Annotated in this window: 12 protein-coding genes; 6 read left to right on the forward strand and 6 right to left on the reverse strand. The window is 68.0% G+C overall.

All coding sequences use genetic code 11. The annotated features are described in order from the left end of the window. Positions 1-20: 20 nt before the first annotated feature. Genes ACGF4F_RS31555 through ACGF4F_RS31570 form a run of 4 tightly spaced genes read right to left on the reverse strand, consistent with a single transcriptional unit; the run spans position 21 to position 4,027 of the window. On the reverse strand, positions 21-1,556 hold the full coding sequence (locus ACGF4F_RS31555) for a tripartite tricarboxylate transporter permease (protein WP_357444060.1): 1,536 nt from the start codon (positions 1,554-1,556) through the stop codon (positions 21-23). Continuing rightward, complete coding sequence (locus ACGF4F_RS31560) at positions 1,556-2,128, reverse strand: tripartite tricarboxylate transporter TctB family protein (protein WP_393083142.1); 573 nt, start codon at positions 2,126-2,128, stop codon at positions 1,556-1,558. The genes ACGF4F_RS31555 and ACGF4F_RS31560 overlap by 1 nt, the downstream gene beginning before the upstream one ends. Then, positions 2,125-3,129, reverse strand: a complete 1,005-nt coding sequence (locus tag ACGF4F_RS31565) for a Bug family tripartite tricarboxylate transporter substrate binding protein (protein ID WP_393083145.1) — start codon at positions 3,127-3,129, stop codon at positions 2,125-2,127. The genes ACGF4F_RS31560 and ACGF4F_RS31565 overlap by 4 nt, the downstream gene beginning before the upstream one ends. Positions 3,130-3,169: 40 nt before the next feature. After that, positions 3,170-4,027, reverse strand: coding sequence for an oxaloacetate decarboxylase (locus tag ACGF4F_RS31570; RefSeq protein ID WP_357444171.1), 858 nt, complete (start codon positions 4,025-4,027; stop codon positions 3,170-3,172). A gap of 128 nt (positions 4,028-4,155) precedes the next feature. On the opposite strand from ACGF4F_RS31570, the gene ACGF4F_RS31575 reads away from it, so the two are divergent. Together ACGF4F_RS31575 and ACGF4F_RS31580 are read left to right on the forward strand one after the other, a co-directional pair. Then, complete coding sequence (locus tag ACGF4F_RS31575; RefSeq protein WP_393083148.1) at positions 4,156-4,857, forward strand: GntR family transcriptional regulator; 702 nt, start codon at positions 4,156-4,158, stop codon at positions 4,855-4,857. A 120-nt stretch (positions 4,858-4,977) separates the two neighbouring features. Next, positions 4,978-6,327 (forward strand): hypothetical protein, encoded by a 1,350-nt coding sequence (locus tag ACGF4F_RS31580; RefSeq protein WP_393083151.1) that lies wholly within the window; start codon positions 4,978-4,980, stop codon positions 6,325-6,327. Between the two features lie 173 nt (positions 6,328-6,500). Here ACGF4F_RS31580 and ACGF4F_RS31585 read toward each other — a convergent pair whose 3' ends face one another. Beyond that, positions 6,501-9,128 (reverse strand): transcriptional regulator, encoded by a 2,628-nt coding sequence (locus tag ACGF4F_RS31585; RefSeq protein ID WP_393083153.1) that lies wholly within the window; start codon positions 9,126-9,128, stop codon positions 6,501-6,503. Between the two features lie 294 nt (positions 9,129-9,422). On the opposite strand from ACGF4F_RS31585, the gene ACGF4F_RS31590 reads away from it, so the two are divergent. Further along, on the forward strand, positions 9,423-11,348 hold the full coding sequence (locus tag ACGF4F_RS31590) for an Hsp70 family protein (RefSeq protein ID WP_393083156.1): 1,926 nt from the start codon (positions 9,423-9,425) through the stop codon (positions 11,346-11,348). A gap of 102 nt (positions 11,349-11,450) precedes the next feature. Continuing rightward, a complete protein-coding gene (locus ACGF4F_RS31595; RefSeq protein ID WP_393083159.1) occupies positions 11,451-11,702 on the forward strand; it encodes a hypothetical protein in 252 nt (83 codons plus the stop codon). On the opposite strand, the gene ACGF4F_RS31600 is transcribed toward ACGF4F_RS31595, so the two are convergent. Continuing rightward, a complete protein-coding gene (locus ACGF4F_RS31600; protein WP_393083162.1) occupies positions 11,687-15,517 on the reverse strand; it encodes a carbohydrate-binding domain-containing protein in 3,831 nt (1,276 codons plus the stop codon). The genes ACGF4F_RS31595 and ACGF4F_RS31600 overlap by 16 nt on opposite strands. A 197-nt stretch (positions 15,518-15,714) precedes the next feature. On the opposite strand from ACGF4F_RS31600, the gene ACGF4F_RS31605 reads away from it, so the two are divergent. Together ACGF4F_RS31605 and tnpB are read left to right on the forward strand one after the other, a co-directional pair. Next, entirely contained in the window at positions 15,715-16,299 is a 585-nt protein-coding gene (locus ACGF4F_RS31605) for an IS607 family transposase (RefSeq protein ID WP_393083164.1), read from the forward strand. Further along, positions 16,296-17,672, forward strand: coding sequence for an IS607 family element RNA-guided endonuclease TnpB (tnpB, locus tag ACGF4F_RS31610; protein WP_393083167.1), 1,377 nt, complete (start codon positions 16,296-16,298; stop codon positions 17,670-17,672). The genes ACGF4F_RS31605 and tnpB overlap by 4 nt, the downstream gene beginning before the upstream one ends. Positions 17,673-17,762: the final 90 nt, after the last annotated feature.

Raw genomic sequence — 17,762 nt, forward strand, 5'->3', positions numbered from 1 at the left:
AGCTCTCCTATCGGATCGTGCTAGACGGTGGAGGATTCGCGGTCGGGGGTCGGGACGCCGGCGGCCTGCTGGGCCCGCCGGGTCCGCAGCCGCAGCAGCGCCGGGACGCACAGCACGAGCACCAGGAGGCTGTAGACCGTCACGGTGAACGGGGTGCTGACCAGGGTGGTCAGGTCGCCACCGGCGATGTCCAGCGCCCGGCGCAGTTGCAACTCGGCGAGCGGGCCCAGGATGGCGCCCACGATGAGCGGGGCGATCGGGAAGCCGAAGCGACGCATGAAGTAACCCAGGACACCGACGACCAGCAGCAGGTAGACGTCGAACGACGAGCCGTTGACCGCGTACGCGCCGACCAGGGCGAACAGGCCGATGCCGGCGTACAGGTAGGGCTTGGGGATGTGCAGCATCTTCACCCACAGCCCGACCAGCGGCAGGTTGAGCACGAGCAGGATCGCGTTGCCGATGAACAGGCTGGCGATCAGTCCCCAGACCAACGCCGGCTCGGTGTCCAGGAGCTGCGGGCCGGGCTGGATGCCGTACTGCTGGAAGGCCACCAGGATCACCGCGGCGGTCGCGGAGGTGGGGATGCCCAGGGTGAGCAGCGGGACCAGCGCGCCCGCGGCGTTGGCGTTGTTCGCCGCCTCCGGCCCGGCGACGCCCTCGATCGCGCCGTTGCCGAACTCCTCCGGCCGCCTGGACAACCTACGTTCTAGCGAGTACGACAGGAACGTGGGGACCTCCGAGCCGCCGGCCGGGATGGTGCCGAGCGGGAAGCCGATCGCCGTGCCGCGCAGCCATGGCTTCCAGGACCGGCGCCAGTCCTCCCGGGTCATCCACCGCTGTCCGGCGACCGAAGCGATGCCGAAGGTGCTGGCTTGCTGGTGCGCGGCGACGTAGAGCACCTCACCGATGGCGAACAGCCCGACGATGAGCAGCACAGTGTCGATGCCGTCGAGGAGCCGGACGAGGCCGAAGTCGAGCCGCGCCTGCCCGCTCTGGAAGTCGATGCCGACCAGGCCGATGGCCAGGCCGAGGCCGAGGCTGGCGAAGCCGCGCAGCATCGACCCGCCGAGCAGCGAACCCACGCACATGAAGGCCAGCACCATCAGCGCCAGGTAGTCGGGGGCGCCGAGGCGCACGGCCAGATCGACGATCCTCGGTGCGGCCACGGCCAGCAGGCCGGTGGCGATGGTGCCGGCGAGGAACGAGCCGATCGCGGCGGTGGCCAGGGCGGCGGCTCCCCGGCCGGCCCGGGCCATCTTGTTGCCGTCGATCGCGGTGATGATCGAGCCGGACTCGCCGGGGGTCTTGAGCAGGATGGACGTGGTGGAGCCGCCGTACATCGCGCCGTAGTAGATGCCGGCGAACATGATGAACGCGCCGGACGGTTCGAGGCCGTATGTCAGCGGCAGCAGCAGGGCGATGGTGAGTGCCGGCCCGATGCCGGGCAGCACCCCGATCATCGTGCCGACGATCGTGCCGACCAGCGCGTAGCCGAGGTTGGCCAGGGTGAGGGCGACCGCGAAGCCCGCGAGCAGCTCGCTGATTCCGTCCATCAGCCGATCCCTTCCAGCGGGCCCGCAGGCAGGTCGATGCCGAGGCCGTAGGTGAAGCCGAGGTAGACGACCGCCGCCACGGCGAGTGAGATCACCGGGGTACGGACCGGGTGGCGCGCGCCCAGCGCGTACGCGATGCCCCAGAACGCGACGAACGCCGCGACGAGGTAGCCGGCCAGGTCGAGCAGCAGCCCGTGGGCGAGCACCGCGCCGACCACGAGCAGCGCCGGACGGACCTGGGTGTGGGACGGGTCTACGTCACCCTCGCCCTCGTCGGGGGTGCCCCGGTGGCCCCGGAGCACCGCGACGATCAGGGCGGCGGCGACGGTGAGCAGGGCGACCCCGACGATGGTTGGGAAGAACGCCGGGCCGACGCCGGAGGCCGACGTCGAGGCGGGCAGTCCGGCCGCGTCGACCAGCACGGTCACCGCGACCGCCGACAGGAGTACGCCGAACGCGAGTTCACCCCACGCGATCCGGCCCCGGGCCGCCCCGGTCGGCGGTACCCCGCCGACCGGGGTCGGACCCTCGACCGGGCCGGCGGTGCCGGGTTGGTCGGTCGGAGAAGTCACTTCACCAGTCCGAGTTCGGTCAGGACGCCGCTGACCCGGGTCTGCTCCTGGCCCAGCCAGGTGCCGAACTCGTCACCGGCCAGGAAGGTGTCCTCCCAGGCCCGCTCCTTCAGCGTGGTCTTCCACCCGTCCGAGGCGTGCATCGCGGTGACCGCGTCCACGTACGCCTTCTTCTGCTCGGCGGTCAGCCCGTTCGGCGCCATGATCGAGCGCCAGTTGTAGAACTCGACCCCCGGGTGACCGGCGTCGGCGATGGTCGGCACGCCCGGCATGCTCTCCACCGGCTTCGCGGCGGAGACCACCAGCGCCCGCAGCTTGCCGGCCTTCACCTGCTCCTGGAACTCGCCGGTGCCCGCGACGCCCGCGGCGACCTTGTTGCCCAGCAGCGCGGTGGTGGCCTCGCCGCCGCCTGAGAACGGCACGTAGTTCACCTTGGCCGGGTCGATTCCGGCCGCCTTGGCGAGCAGGCCGATGAAGATCTGGTCGGCGCTGCCGGCCGAGCCTCCGGCGATCGGGACCTTCTTCGGGTCCGCCTTGATCGCGGCCAGCAGGTCGTCGAGCTTCTGGTAGGGCGAACTTGCCGGCACCACGATCGTCTCGTACTCGCCGATCAGCCGGGCTACCGGCGTGAGATCGTCCAGGGTCACGTCCGTGCCGTTCGTGAGGACGCCGCTCATCATGGCCAGCCCGGACATGATGAGCAGGTCCTTCTTGCCCTTCTGCGGCGCCACCTGGGCGAGCGCCACGGTTCCGGAGGCGCCGGGGACGTTGGTCACCTCGACCTGGCGGGCCAGGTCGGCCTTCTGCAGCGAGTCCTGTACGGCCCGGGCGGTCTGGTCCCAGCCGCTGCCCGGCGCGGCCGGGGCGATGATGTTGAGCCGGGCGAGTTGCTTCGCGCCCTGATCGCCACCGCTCCTGGCGGACCCGTCGCCGCATGCGGAGACGGTCGCGACGAGCGCGGCCAACACGGCCGCGATGGTGCCGGTTCTGGTGATGCGCATGGTGCTTCTCCTTTGGGGGATGAAGGAGTGGCGTGGTTCGTCAGGCGTAGCGAGATTCCAGTTCGCGGTAGCTGGGCAGGCCGATGATGTCGTCACGCTCGGTGAAGGTCGCCATCCGGTCGGCCAACCGGTCGGTGGAGCCGCTCTCGCGCAGCTCCCGGGCGGTGTCCTGCATCGCTCGGATGGCCGCGCGTTGCAGGTCGGACGGCGCGATCATCAGCTTGAAGCCGAGCCGCGCCAGGTCCTGCGCGTTCATCAGGGGGGTCTTCCCGCCGGCGAACATGTTGATCAGCAGGGGTACGTGCAGTTCGTCGGCCACCCGCTCGATCTGTGCCACCGAGGTGGGCGCCTCGATGAACAGCATCTCGGCGCCGGCCTCGACGTACGCGTGCGCGCGGGCGATCGCGGCGTCGAAGCCCTCCGCCGCGATCGCGTCGGTGCGGACGATGAGCAGTGGGCCGTCGTCGCCGCGGGCGTCGGCCGCAGCCCGGACCTTGCCCGTCATCTCGTCGACGGAGATGAGTTGCTTGTCCTCGTAGTGTCCACAGCGTTTCGGGGTGACCTGGTCCTCCAGGTGCAGCGCCGCCACCCCCAGCCGGGCGAACTCCCGTACGGTGCGGCGCACGTTGAGCGCGTTGCCGTACCCGGTGTCGGCGTCCGCGATGACCGGCACGTCGACCGCATCGACCACCTCGCGCAGCCGGCCCAGCACCTCAGTCATGGTCAGCAGTCCCAGGTCCGGCACGCCACTGCTGCGGGCCACCGCGCCGCCGCTGACGTACACCGCCTCGAAGCCGGCGAGGGCGGCGATCCGCGCTGACAGCCCGTCGTAGACGCCAGGAGCGACGACGATCCCTGGACCGGCCAACCTGGCACGCAACTGCTGGGCGGGACTCATGGACAACGGCGCACTCCTCGCTGGCGGGCCGGCGGACCAGGAACTTCTCCGGCTGAGAACGAGACCGTAGCCTGGTGGGTACTTGTATGCAATAGTGCAGTCCCAGCGATTCATGGCAGGATGAGACGGTGAACAGAGGGCAGGGCATCCTGCGGCGGCAGTCCGGCGCGCAGGCGGTGTACGAGTTGATGCGCGCCAAGATCATCTCAGGTGAGTTCGAACCGGGCGGCCGGCTCACCGAGCCGGAGCTTGCCCGCACGCTGGGCGTCAGCCGGACCCCGGTGCGCGAGGCGCTCCGGCTGCTGATCGCCGAAGGTCTGGTCGACCAGCTGCCCACCGGCGGGTCCCGGGTGGCCCCGCTCGACCCGGCCGACATCCGCCGGGTCTACGACATCCGGGCCCGCCTCGAGGGACTACTGGCCCGGGACGCCTGCACCCGGATGACCCAGCCGGACCTCGACACGCTGACCCGACTGATCAACCTGATGCACCGGCTACGCGGCGACGAGACCGAGGTGCTGCGCATCGGCCGCGAGTTCCACGCCCGGATCGCCGAAATCGCGGAGAACCGCTGGTGCGAGCAACTACTGCACCAGATCCGGGGCCACGTCGACCGCTACCGATCACTGTCGACACGGGAACCAGGCCGGCCAGACCAAGCAGTGGCCGAGCACCAGGCGATCTACGAGGCGCTGGCCAGCGGCGACCCCGACCGGGCCGAGCACGCGATGCGGCTGCATGTTGACCAGAGCGCAACATCCGCCGTGCATGCGGTCGGTCATACCGTACCGACCGTCGACATACCAGACGAACCGTCAGCTAGTCGGTAGGGAGAGACCCGGTCCACCGGTCCGGATCCAGATCCGGCATTGCGCTTGCGGATCTCGTCGGTGGCCTGGGGGACGACTTTGAACAGGTCGCCGACCACGCCGTAGTCGGCCAGTTCGAAGATGGGTGACCCCTCTCACTGCAAATTCCTGGATGCGGCAACCAGCCTCGACACAGCCAGTCGTATCAACGAAAATGCTTGGATGAGACGCCGGCCATGGTATCTGTGGGCGACAATTGCAGCGGTTGGAACGGCCTGCCTGATCACGGCTTCCCTCATCTGGGGCGGCCAGGCGATAGAGTTTGCAAGCTGGGTAGCCGGGATTGGCAGTCTTGTCCTGGCGGCAGTGGCTCTGCTGCCGCGCAGACCGACGCCGCCTGCGGAGCCGACCTTGATCGTGTCCACCCACGAGGGCCGGACTTCTACCCTGCTGGGAGACGACGACGCGGGGAGCCTGCGTTACATAGCTCGACACGACGGCGGAATGCTGCTGATCGAGCCGGAGATCCCCTATCTGAATTCGGTGCGCGATGGCGGCGAACTCACGCCACTACACTATTGGCACAGCCCTTGGGAGAAGTCGTTCCACTGGCCGATCCTCGATATCAAAATCGTCAACAACTCGAACAGGACAGTTCTGTTCCACGAGGCAGCGTTGCACGTCAAGGCGTCCCGACCAGATCCACGCCCCATACCGGTGCTGCATGGGGTGACGTACGGCACATTTTTTGACCTCCTCAATTTGGGCTGGGGCCCTATGGCGAATTGCTCTTTGCGTTTCCAACTCCGAAGGCCCGGGGGCCCTGACGGGGGGAAAGACTTCGAGGCACACTTCGACGTGTCGGCAGGTGGAGGGACCAGAGTGCCCTTGGAGGAGCAGTTTCTTGACGTGGGCGTCGATGTACCGCTACTGGAGAAGCTGGGCCCGTTGGGGTTCAGCTTTGGAGATTACTTAATACGCAGGGACGTGGGGCTAGGCAGACTCGTCGATGACTCGTCAGGTCACCGGCTGTGGCGGCTGGACAGGGCCGAGTACAAGACATTACGACTTCGCGCCCTCGGCCCGTTTCCCGACGGGCATGTGGAGCTCGCCGGAACGCTGCAGTACGACCAAGCCGAGATAGACGGATCGCACACTCGTCGCACGAACGCGATTCGATCGGCAATATCCCTCAACGAGCCCGGGGCCGGTGCACCCCTACCTCCGTCACACAAGTATCTCGTGCAACTCCGTAGCGATGGTAAGAATTACATCGAGACTCTCCCGGTATCCCATTCTTTGGCGCCAGGAGAGAGCGACCGATTCCTCATCAGCATCGCGGCGGATCGGTCATCGGTGCATGAACTGAGCCTGCAATTACGGTACAACGATGACAGGGTGGTCGCCTCCGGTCCGATCAACTTGACGCTCTTCCGCTCAACCGCCGACGAGATGCCCGCCTCGCCCGTCGATCATCAAGAACCTGCCTGACTGGGCGCTTTGATGTGGCCTGTGTGGTTGCCAGGGTTCTCGACCGCCGGACCAGCAGGGCGGCGAAGTTGCGGCTATAACCCCATTCGCCCCAACTGATGCTGCATCGATATGTCAGCTTGACCCGGAATTCCGGGTGCCGGCTGGCGGTGCGCCAGGGCGCGGTGGTGCTCTCACTGCGTGGCCAGGCTCTTGCAGAGCTGGTTCGCCTGCGTGATGGTCGATTCTTGGGGTTCAGCGTCGAGGTCGGCGAGGGCTTTGGTCAGGGCGCGCTGGAGGGTGCGGATGCCGTCGGCGTCGCCGAGGGCGTGGCGGGCGTGCATGGCGCGGGCGTAGAGGGCTTCGTTGTAGCGGTCCAGGTCGATGGCCTTGGTGAGTAGGTCAGATGCGGCCTGCGGATCGGTGTCGAGCAGGTCGTCGGCGAGTAGTAGGTGGGCTTCGGTGCCCCAGCGGCGTACGGTCTCGCGGTGTGGCTGGAGCCATTCGTAGTCTTGGCCTTCTGCGAGGGGTGCGGTGTAGAGGTCGCAGGCGGCGGTGAGCAGTTCGCGGCGGCGTGGGCCGGTGGCGATGGCTGCGGCCCGCAGGAGGTCGCGCAGCGTCCAGACGTCGACGTCGATGGTGGCTGGGTCGAGCCGGTAGCGTCCGGTGGTCTTGATGAGGTAGGCGTTCTTCGTCTCGGCGGTGCCGGCGCGGCCGAGGACGTGTCGCAGGTTGCTCGCGTTGGTGTGTACGCGTTGGTCGGCTTGGCTGATGCGGGCGTCGGGTTCGAGGTATTCGCCGATCTCGCGGGTGGTGACTCCGTCGGGGTGGCAGGCGAGGAATACGGCGAGTTCGAGGGCTTTGGCGCGGAGCGGCCGGCCGGGTTGGGTGATGTTGTCGATGTGCGGCTGCCCGAGCACCCGCAGCTGCGCTTTGCCGGTGACGGCAGGGGCGGACTGCGTGGTGACGGGGGCAGGCTGGTCGGCTGGCTCGGTGTCGGTTCGGTTGGCGTGCAGTGGGACGACCGTGACCGGTAGCGCGGCTGACGCGACGGCGGGTGGTTCCCCGGTCTGCGCCTCCCGCAGCGTGGTGAGGATGTGGATCGCCGGGTCGGGCTCAAGTACGGGCAGGCGCGGTGGGAGCGGCTCGGCTGCCTGGCCCGACACGAGTGTGGTGTGGCCGTCCGGACTGATCTCGACGGTGGCGCCGTGGGCCCACTCGCCGAGCAGCAGGGCGGACACGTGCAGGTCGCCGCCGAGGGCGAGCGCGGTCTTGGTGCGCATGCGGGCGCTGGCGGGCGGGGTTTCGGTGATGAGCATGGTCGGCGGCAGCGCTTCCTCGTCGGGCGCCTGTTGGCGCAGGGTGTCCAGATCCGTGAGGGCGTGCTCGTCGAGGATGCGGCTGCGGTGCAGGAGTTTAGCTTCGATCACGGTGAGCGCGTCGTCGACGCTGTCGGTGACGTGGAGCCGTGGCCATGGGCTGAGGGCCATGGCGTCGGGACCGAGCAGTGTTTCCAGGGTGGCGGCGTCGATGATGACTTCGCCGCGGGCGTCGGGGTGGTGCGGGCCGCCGGATGCCAGGACGGCGACGAGGGTGGCGCGGGCGGCGGCGTGCGCGCCGTTGCCGACGATGCCGGTGCCGCCGGGTGGCAGCGGTGCGAGGTCGGGCACGAGTGCGGGCGGCTCGGTGTTCGGATTCGGCAGTTCGGGGTTGCGGGCCACGACGCGGCGCAGGTGGCGCACCGGTGGTGGTAGCTGCGTGGGTGGGTCGGCTGCGGGCTCGCCGGTGTATCGGCGGCGGCGTTGTGCCCAGACCAGCAGGGCGGCTGCGCTGATCGCGGCGGCGAGTGACCAGGGCAGCCAGTTGGACGGTGATAGCTGCACGCCGTGCTCGTCGGTTGCCACGGTCGGGCTTTGCGTGTCGCTGATGCCGGGCGAGGCGGTCGGCGACGCTGATGCGGTGGGGGTGGCGGTGGCAGGTCGGGTAGGCGATGTGGATTCTGGCGGGCTCGGGGTGGCGGTCGGTGTGCTGCTGGGGATTGCTGCTGCTTCTTGTTCGGTCGTGGCGGGCGGCACTGTGGGACTCGGCGAGTTTGGGGCGGCACTCGGCGATGCCGAAGGAGTCGCGGTCACCGGCGGTGGCGTTGGCGCAGCGGGCGGCGTCGCCGGTGTGGCACCGTTCGGCGGGCGGGCGTCGGCTGGGAGCCGCAGTTCCCAGCCGGGGTAGATGAGGCTGCAGTCGCGCAGGGTGCCACCGACTTGAGGGAAGTGGCGGTGCTTGTTCAGGCGGCAGATCTCCGGCCACCTCTTGGTGTCGCCGAGCCACTCCTTGGCGATCTTGGACAGGGTGTCGTGCCGCTCAACGGTGTAGACGTAGCGGGTGTCGGCGACGTGGATCAGCGCGGGTCCTCGCGCGACGGCTTGTCGAGGAATCACGCCGGTGCTGTCAGCGGAGGCGACGACGGACGCCGAACTGCCACCGTCCTCGCCCGTGTTGAGGGATCCGACGGAGGTGACGGCGATTGCGGCGGTGCCGGCAAGGCCGAACACGAGCCGGTGTAGCGGTGCCGGCAGCCGCAGCGCTGGGATCCGCCACCGGGTCAACACCGCGAGCAGCTCTGCGGTCAGGAGCAGCGCGCACGCTGCCCAGAACAGCCACAGCATCCAGATGGCTGCGCCAGTAAGCACATCCGGGGTGAATCGGCCGCTGGGCTCGTCGAACCAGGTGACAACCTGCGGCCACGTCGGCAACCGTCGCACCGGGGCACCACCGACGATCCACAGCAGAGCCGGTACCCCGACCAGGAAGACCAGAGCGCCCACGACGGCGCGGATTACCCCAACGGCAGCCGACCGCCGCTCTGGCGGTCGGGGCGATGACGATTCGTGTGGGGCATAGACCGTGGGACGCACATATTCGGCCAGCCGGTTGCCTCTGTTCGGGGACTGCTGCGGCACGCTGTCTCCATCCGCCGATGCTGATCTTCCTCCCGCATACACGACAATGGCCGTCGATGGCCATCTCCTCGAGAAGGATTCTCACCATACGCGCACAAAAGATCACTGCGCGGGACGGTGGTTGACGATCCACTCCCCTGCCGGGAGAAACTGCCGCACATGCCAAGCGGGGGCGTCCGCCTATCCATCGATCTCAGTTCGTCGGCCATCGCCGCCACCGTCGACCGACACGGCGCCCGGATCCCCGTCATGCTCGGCGGTGGTCTCGTCATGCCGCACGGCGTCGCCCTCGACCCTGCCGGTCACGTTCACGTCGGGGTGGCCGCAGCCTCCCAGCCGACGGCGGACCATCAATTCGTCAGTGACCCGCTGGAGCTGCTCGGCAGAACAGAGGCCGACCAGCCGGTCGACGGCGTGCATCTGCTCGCCGCACAGCTGTGGCATGTCGCCGACCAGGCCGCCCGCCAGGTCGGTGAGCCGATCACCACACTCACTGTGACCATCCCGGCAAGCTGGGGACCACGCCGGAGAGGACAACTCACCGACGCAGCTACCCAAGCCGGCCTGCCCGCCCCCGCCATGGTCACCGCGCCGGCAGCGCTGGCCGCCTACACCACGGCCCACGGGGTCGCTACACCTGACGGCGCCTGCATGCTGATCTGCCAGGCCGACCGCCATCCGGTCACCGTGACCGTCCTCCAGGTCAGCGCCGACGGGTACCGCGAGCTGGCGACCCGATCGATCGACCTGCCCCGCGACGTGAACCAGGTTCTCGCCCAGCGACTCGTTGACGCGGCCACCGAGGACGACGACCCACTGCGAACCGAGATCGCTCACCCCACACAGGACCAGAACAATCGAGCGCTGCTGGAATCCATCCGACATGCCAGACACCTGTTGACGGCGCAGGATCGCGCACCGGTGCTACTCCCCGCACCCCGCAAGCCCGCGGTCATCACCCACGACGACGTCGCCGTCGCCGCGCAGCCCCTCCTCAACAGCGTCCACGACGCGGTCCGAGACATCCTCGACGCCGCCGACATCGACAGGCAACACCTCAGCAGCGCCTTCCTCCGGCAAGCCGAAGCGATACCCGGCCTGCAAGACCGCCTCGCCACAGCCACCGGCCGCACCCCGACCACCCTTACCGGCCACTCCCACGCCCTCGCCGACGGCGCTCTGGCCCTCACCGCGCCACACCACCACACACCCACTGCCGCCAACACGCAGCTACCACGCGTCCGACTCCGCATCCGGGACCTGACCAGCGCCCTCCTTCTCGGCGCCTGCTCCCTCACACTGCTGCTCCAAGCAATCTTCACCGCAGACATCACCACCACCTACGCTCTCCGGGTCGTCGGCGTCCGCACCTCCCTACCCCAGTTGGGCACCGCCGGCGCACTCGCCATGCTCACTGCCTTCGCCGTCGCGCACCTCGCCCCCACCACCTGGCTCGCCGGAACACCCACCACAGCAACACCCGAGCCCGCGGCCGGCAGCCTCATCCGGCGCGGATACCTCGCCGCCGCCGTCGGCGGCGCGGTCACCGCCGCCCTCTACGGCCTCGCCACCGGCACCTCCGTCCAATTCGACTACAGCCAATACCTGAAATGGACACTCGGCTCCGCGCTACCTCTCGCGGCCTGCGCCGCCGTCATCGCCGCCGCCGCACCCCGGATCCCGGTCCACGCCCTGCCCGCCTGGCTCGCGCGCACCAGACCGGCGATCATCCACGCCGCCATCGCCGTCGCCGGCATCTACCTCATGCGAGCGGCACTCACGATCACTGCGCCCGTCGACCTGACCGGCATGGAAGGCCTCATCGGCAGCATCGGAGCAGCGCTTGTCGGCGTCGGCACCGGCCTGACCGCCAGCCGAAGCCGCACCATCCGCACCATCACCGCAACAGGCCTCGCCATCGGCTACGCCATCGTCTTCACCAACAACACCCACGGCGCGCTCATCGTCGGCTACCTCGTCGCCCTCACCTGGTGGGGCATCCGCCTCACCGCACACACACTGCAACTTGCATTCCCCAGCGCAGGCGCAGCCCTCCGCCGCATCGTCGATGGACGAGACACCTGACGTGCTCCGGCCAGCTGCGCGCCCGCCGGCCACGCGAAAGCTGGGTCCACCGCACACCGCATCGGCCGGCAGGTCGACGACCTGGTTGCCGAGGCCCACGAGATGCCGAGCGTCGGGGCGTACCAGGTGATGGTGCGCCGCTATGTCGAGGGCCGGCTGGCCGAACTGGCCAGGGCGTGGGGTAGGGCCGCGGCCGGCTTCGAGTCCGACCTGCTCACGGTCTTCGAGGACCTGACCGGTCGCGGGCAGGCCGACCCGCTCGGGGCGCTCGCGATGGCCACCGGACGGCCGCGAACCGACCTCGACCATCTGCTCGATGTGGCTCGCCAGCGGACTGATCACGATAGGGCGTAGCTCATCCGGGCAGCGGGAATGGCACCGACCTGGGTGTGCCATCCCGCGAGGCGCGTCAACCTGCTTGCCCGCCGACCACCCTTCGTGAGCTTGATGTAGTCGATGACGATCGACCCTGGTTTCACGGCCTCAAAGCGGATCGGATGCTGTCCGGCGTTCGCGAAGGTCACTCGCCCCAAGTTCACCGGGATGTACTGGTTGGCCGTCGAGCTGTTCTGGTCGACCGCTGCCCCGCTCGCGACGCCGTCCACGTACGCCTGGACCGTCGCCCTCCCGGACGTGTTTGTTTTGTACTGGTACGAGACGTCGTAGGTCCCCGCGACGGGAACATCGACGAGGAACTGGATCCACTCCCCGGCCGGCACCGAACTGGTCTGCAGGTACGTCCTCCCGTTCGTCGAGGAGGTGGACAGGGTGATGCTGGGGACGCTCCTCTCGACCGAGCCGAGTTGCGACTCTCCCTCGATCACCAGGTCAGGTGAGACGGCGATCCGGTACTCCGCTCGCGTCGTGCCGTCTTCCGCAGTGACGACCAGGGTGTCCCCGGTGTCGATCAACGCTTCCGCGCTCCTCGGCCGGCCGTCGGGATCGGTGACCGCATACGTCTGGGCGCTGCCGTCCGTCGACTCGATCTGCGTGGTCAGGTCGGCCGTGGTGGACCCCAGTACCGTCGTGACGACCATCGTTTCGGTGTTCAGGTCTGTCACGTTTTCGTGGCCGCTCCGCTTGAGCTGGATGGCGGTGTTGTGCGGGTCCTTCACCCTCGGCGGATAGGCCTGGGCGTCCGTAACTGTCACGTTGGTGAGGTCTTGGAGTGGAGTCAGCTCGTTTCCCCAGGTGCCGTCGTAGAAGGCGGAGTTACGGACAGTGATGTTGCTGGCGTTCTTCAATGCGATGACGCTGGGGTTGTTCCTTCCCCTCACCATCGTCAGGCCGTCGAGTTCCGCGTTCTTGACGTCGTCGAGCACGAAGGCGTAGCGGTCGTCGTTGCTCTCGAAGTTCGTCGTCACGTTTTTGAAGCTCAACCCCTGCACGTGCCGCGCCCAGAACCCGTAGGAGGGCTGCACCCCGAAGTCGGCGACGTTGTACTTGCCCACGCCCAGCTCGGGAGGGCTGACCTGCGAGTCCTCGTAGCTGTTGCCGCCCTTCACCAGCACGTTCACGTTCTCGAACGTGACGTTCTCGACGTAACCGATGGTGCGGCCGTCCGGGAGGGCCGGTCCGCCCTCGCCGACCTTGTAGCCGGCGATGATCGGCGTCGCCTTGTTCTGGTTGGTGTAGGGAACCCATCGCTTCGAGGGGTCGCTGTACTGGCTGCCCCCGTAGACCTCCTCGATGTTGACGTCCTTGATGTGCACGTTGCGGACATGCCCGATGTTGACGTTGGTGCTCAGCAACTCGTCCCGCTGCACACCGTTCTCCCAGAACTTCGTTCGCTGCGCCTGTCCGCCGATCACCCGGCCCCGGTTGGAGATCGAAATGAAGAAGGGTGCTCGCGTGCGTCGCATCTGCGCCTGGTGGTGGACCGGTCCGGTCTTACCCGAGTTCAGGTAGATGTTCTCGACGGTCGCGCCGTCATTCGTGGAGATGGAGAAACCAGCCTTGTTGCCGGCCAGCACATAGATGTTGTCGACGTAGGCGTTCCTGATGTCGTCGGCTGTCTCGCTGCCGATCTGGAAGAGGTTGCAGTTTGTGTCGCCGATGATGTTCCGGACGTAGAAGTCGGTCGCCGGCCTGGTGAACCCCAGGGAGGAGTCGCTACCGGGTTTGACGATGTCGTCGGACGTCCCCTTGGCGTAGATGTTCCTGGCGGTGACGTAACTGCTCCCCATGTAGTCGAAGACGTCTCGCGCTTGACCACCCTTGCCCTTGTCGTAGTAGAAGTCGTGCGTGTTGATGTGGTCCGTGCCGGTGGCCAGCAGTGCGAAGTGTCCGGCGTTGTCGACCCTCAGCATGTTGCTGATGTCCGTCTGCTTCGACTCGGTCGTGCCGTCCTTGCGCAGGCTCTTGATGTAGTACGGCTGGTCGGTCGTGGGTGAGTTGGTCTCCTCGTACCAGAGGTCCAGGCCGTTGTCGAGCCCGCCGAACTCGACGTTGGTGCTGAGCTTCAGGGTCACCATCTTGTCGGCCCTGAGGTCCGGCGCGTTGTCCATGACCTTGTCGGTGGTGACGATGTTGCCGTTGCCCGTGATCCGGCCGTTCCCGATGATCTTGACGTTGTCGACCCGCTCGCCAAAGAACATGCTGTTCCTGAAGTAGGTGTGGCCGACATCCTGCTTGGTCGTGTAGTTCTCGGGGTCCTCATAGGGTCCGGGGTCGGTCGGGGACGTACCCGAGCGATACGCCTTGTCGGAAAAATACAAGGCCTCGGGGGCGTCGGCGCCCTTGATCGCGGAGATGGTCGCGTCCCTGTTGACGTACAGGTAGACGTTGCTGAGCAGGTGGACGGTCCGGACGTTGAACGTGCCGTTCTCGAACAACAGCGTCCCGCCGCCGATCTCGTTGAGGTAGCGGATCGCCCGATTTATCGCCTCCGTGTCGTCGGCAAGCCCGTCGCCCTTGGCCCCCATCAGCTTGGCGTTCAGCTTGCCGGCGTAGAACGATGCGACGTTCGACTCGCCATGGTTCTCGCCGCCTCTGACGTCCAGCTTGAAGTCGTAGTCGGTGTTCGGTGTCAGGCCCTTGACCTCGACCTCGCCGGCGCGGCGGTCGACCGTGGTGTTGCTCTGCGTCCAGGTTGCGCCCTGGTCCGTCGACTGCAGCATCCTGACGGACGCCGCGTGCTGGGGCGCCGTCCACCGCAATCGTGCCTTCGTGTACGTGTCCGGGGTTTCCCGGTAGGTCAGGCTCTTGTCCAGCACCCGACGGAAGTCGCTGACGGTCTTGACGCTCTGGAGGGTCGCCGTGACGGCCGGGCTCGTCAGCTTCTCGGGCTCGGAGGTGGTGTAGGAGGCTTCGAACGAGTAGCTGCCCTGCTTGACCGAGACGTGCGTGAACCGGATCTGCAGGTCGGCACCGTTCGATGGCCTGAGGTCGAGCCCGCGGAACGTGATGACTTGGCTGCCGTCTCGAGCGTCCTCGATCGTGGCTGTCCCCACCTGCTGGAACCGGTAGCCCGCCGCGACCCTGCCGACCGACTGTGTCGCGAGCCCGGACAGTCTGACTTCTCCGCGACCGATGACGTTGACGGTCGTGTTGTCCATCGTGGCGCGGATCCCTCGCGGCACCTTCACGCGCACGTCGGTGGCGGGGCTTCTCATCCCGGAGGTGAAGTTCAGGACCACGTCCGAGGCGGTGTTCGCGGTGATGGCGTCGTGTTGCAGCTTCAGCTGGCCGCGCACGGCACCCTTGACGATGTCGATCGTGTACTGGTGCGTCGTGTGTCCGGCGGTCACGGTGAGGACGTCGCCCGGCACGACGCGGTCGGTGGCTTGCTTCTGAGCACCCTGCGAGTCCTCGACCGTGTAGGTCTGAGCGGAGCCGTCCTTGGCGGTGATTTCGTTCAGCAGCTGGTCCACCGTCTTGACCTCAAGCGTGGTGCGGCCCTGACCCTCCGGGGTGTCCACGGTGTAGATGAACGTGTCACCGGAAGCCAGGGTGATGGTGCTGCTCGAGACGTCAAGGACGTGGATGCCCTCTGCCGACGGGACGACGGCCACGGAATCCGGGACAGTGTCGCGGCTGACCGGTGCGGGCGCTGCGACTGGTGCCGCGTCAGGCAGCCGCCCGCCTGCGGCAAGGGCGGGTGGGGAGATGGAGAGCACCAGAGCCGCCAATGCACTTGCCAGGAATATCGCGCGGGTGGCGTTCGTCATCGTTCCACGACCTCTACCTTCGATCTGCCTGGCAGCGTGGGCTCGCCGACCCCGGGGAAGAGTCGCACCTGACCGTAGTTCCGGTGCGGGCCCGCAGACCACCAGTTGCCGTGAGTTGCCATGGCGCGTGGTGAGGGGTTAACAACTGCTCGCGATTGAGTGCTCTCTAGCGCCCTTGCGTGTGCTATGGCGATCGGGTGAACTTGAAGGAGTGGGCGGCGTCTCAGGGCATCGCGTACGTCACCGCGCGGCGGCAGTACGCGGCGGGGACGTTGCCCGTTCCTACTTATCGGCTGGGCCGACTCATCATGGTGGGCGAGCCGTTGCCTGCTGCCTCGGCTGGCGTCGAGCGGGTGGTGGTGTACGCCCGGGTGTCGTCCGCCGACCAGCGCGCTGACCTTGACCGGCAGGTCGCTCGGGTCGTCACGTGGGCGACTGGGCAGAACCTGCCGGTGTCGCAGGTGGTGACCGAGGTCGGATCCGCACTGAACGGGCACCGCAAAAAGTTCCTCGCCCTGCTCCGCGACCCGACGGTGACGACCATCGTGGTGGAACACCGCGACAGGTTCGCCCGCTTCGGTGCCGAGTACGTCGAGGCGGCGCTGACCGCGCAGGGCCGCAAGCTGTTGGTGGTCGACCCGGCGGAGGTCGACGACGACCTGGTCCGGGACGTCACGGAGATCTTGACCGCGTTGTGCGCGCGTCTCTACGGCCGTCGGGCTGCTGCGAATCGGGCGCGCCGAGCGGTCGAGGCCGCCACCACACAGGACCCGCCGTCGTGAAGGCGATACAGGCATACCGGTTCGCTCTGGACCTGACGCCGTCTCAGGAACGGGCGGTGCTGGCGCATGCGGGCGCGGCCAGGGTTGCGTACAACTGGGCCCTGGCGCGGGTGAAGGCGGTCATGGATCAGCGCGCCGCGGAACGCTCCTACGGGGTGCCTGATGAGTTGCTGACCCCGACCGTCGGCTGGAGTCTGGCCAAGTTGCGCAAGGCGTGGAACCAGGCGAAGCCGGATGTGGCGCCGTGGTGGCCGGAGTGTTCCAAGGAGGCGTACAACACCGGCCTGGACAACCTGGCGCGCGGATTGAAGAACTGGTCGGACTCGCGTACGGGTAAGCGGGCTGGGCGGCGGGTGGGGTTTCCGCGGTTCAAGTCCCGCCGTCGCGCCACCCCCAGCGTCCGGTTCATCACCGGCGCGATCCGGGTGGAGGCGGACCGCAAGCATGTCGTGCTGCCCCGGCTGGGCCGGTTGAAGCTGCACGAGTCCGCCCGCAAGCTCGCCCGCCGTTTGGAGGCGGGCACGGCCCGGATCCTGTCCGCGACCGTGCGCCGTGACGGCGGGCAGTGGCATGTCGCGTTCTGCGTCGAGGTCGAGCGGGCCGAGCGCACCCCGACACGCCCGCAGGCGGTGGTCGGCGTCGATGTGGGGATCACCCACCTGGCAGTGCTGTCCACCGGCGAGATGCTGCCCAACCCCCGGCACCTGGACGAGGCGGCCCAACGGATGCGGCGTCTGGCCCGGCAGATGTCCCGGCGCGTCGGGCCGGACCGGCGCACCGGCCTACGGCCCTCGAATCGGTGGGAACGCGCCCGCCAGCAGGTCGCTCGAGCGCATGCGCGGGTGGCGAACCTGCGCCGCGACGGCCTGCACAAGCTCACCACCCGCCTCGCCAGCAAGTACGGCACGATCGTGGTCGAAGACCTCAACGTGGCCGGCATGCTGCGCAACCGGCGGCTAGCCCGACAGGTCGCGGACGCCGGCTTCGGTGAGATCCGCCGACAGGTCGCGTACAAGGCTGAATGGAACGGCGGCCGGCGGATCGTGGCCGACCGCTGGTATCCCTCCAGCAAAACCTGTTCGGACTGTGGCGCGGTGAAAGCCAAGCTGCCGCTGCGTGTCCGAACCTACCTGTGCGACTCGTGCGGCTTGGCCCTCGATCGGGACCTGAACGCCGCGCGTAACCTCGCCGCGCTCGCGCGTGAGGTCACCACCGCCGGGAGTGGCCCGGTGGCAGGACGTGGAGCCGACCGTAAGACCCGCCCCGGCGGGCCGGTGGCCATGAAGCGTCAACCCGGCCCCGCTCAGGCGGACAAGACCGGGACCGTCCCACCGCAAGGCGGGACATGCCGATCAGTCGCTAGAGCGCACTGACAGGTAACGGGCCGCAGGAGGCGACCCCGCCGCACCCCGAGCGGATGTCGCTGTCGGCGGTCCCGTCGGGCACTCCCCCACCGCGCCTGG

Source organism: Micromonospora sp. NPDC047740, from assembly GCF_043204735.1.
In the GTDB taxonomy this organism is placed as follows: domain Bacteria; phylum Actinomycetota; class Actinomycetes; order Mycobacteriales; family Micromonosporaceae; genus Micromonospora.

Bases quoted from the DNA above. Each gene is read 5' to 3' on its own strand.
- ACGF4F_RS31590 (WP_393083156.1), top strand. From the start codon at position 9,423: ATGCCAAGCGGGGGCGTCCGCCTATCCATCGATCTCAGTTCGTCGGCC.
- ACGF4F_RS31565 (WP_393083145.1), bottom strand. From the start codon at position 3,129: ATGCGCATCACCAGAACCGGCACCATCGCGGCCGTGTTGGCCGCGCTC.
- ACGF4F_RS31595 (WP_393083159.1), top strand. From the start codon at position 11,451: ATGCCGAGCGTCGGGGCGTACCAGGTGATGGTGCGCCGCTATGTCGAG.
- ACGF4F_RS31555 (WP_357444060.1), bottom strand. From the start codon at position 1,556: ATGGACGGAATCAGCGAGCTGCTCGCGGGCTTCGCGGTCGCCCTCACC.
- ACGF4F_RS31580 (WP_393083151.1), top strand. From the start codon at position 4,978: ATGGGTGACCCCTCTCACTGCAAATTCCTGGATGCGGCAACCAGCCTC.
- ACGF4F_RS31600 (WP_393083162.1), bottom strand. From the start codon at position 15,517: ATGACGAACGCCACCCGCGCGATATTCCTGGCAAGTGCATTGGCGGCT.
- ACGF4F_RS31570 (WP_357444171.1), bottom strand. From the start codon at position 4,027: ATGAGTCCCGCCCAGCAGTTGCGTGCCAGGTTGGCCGGTCCAGGGATC.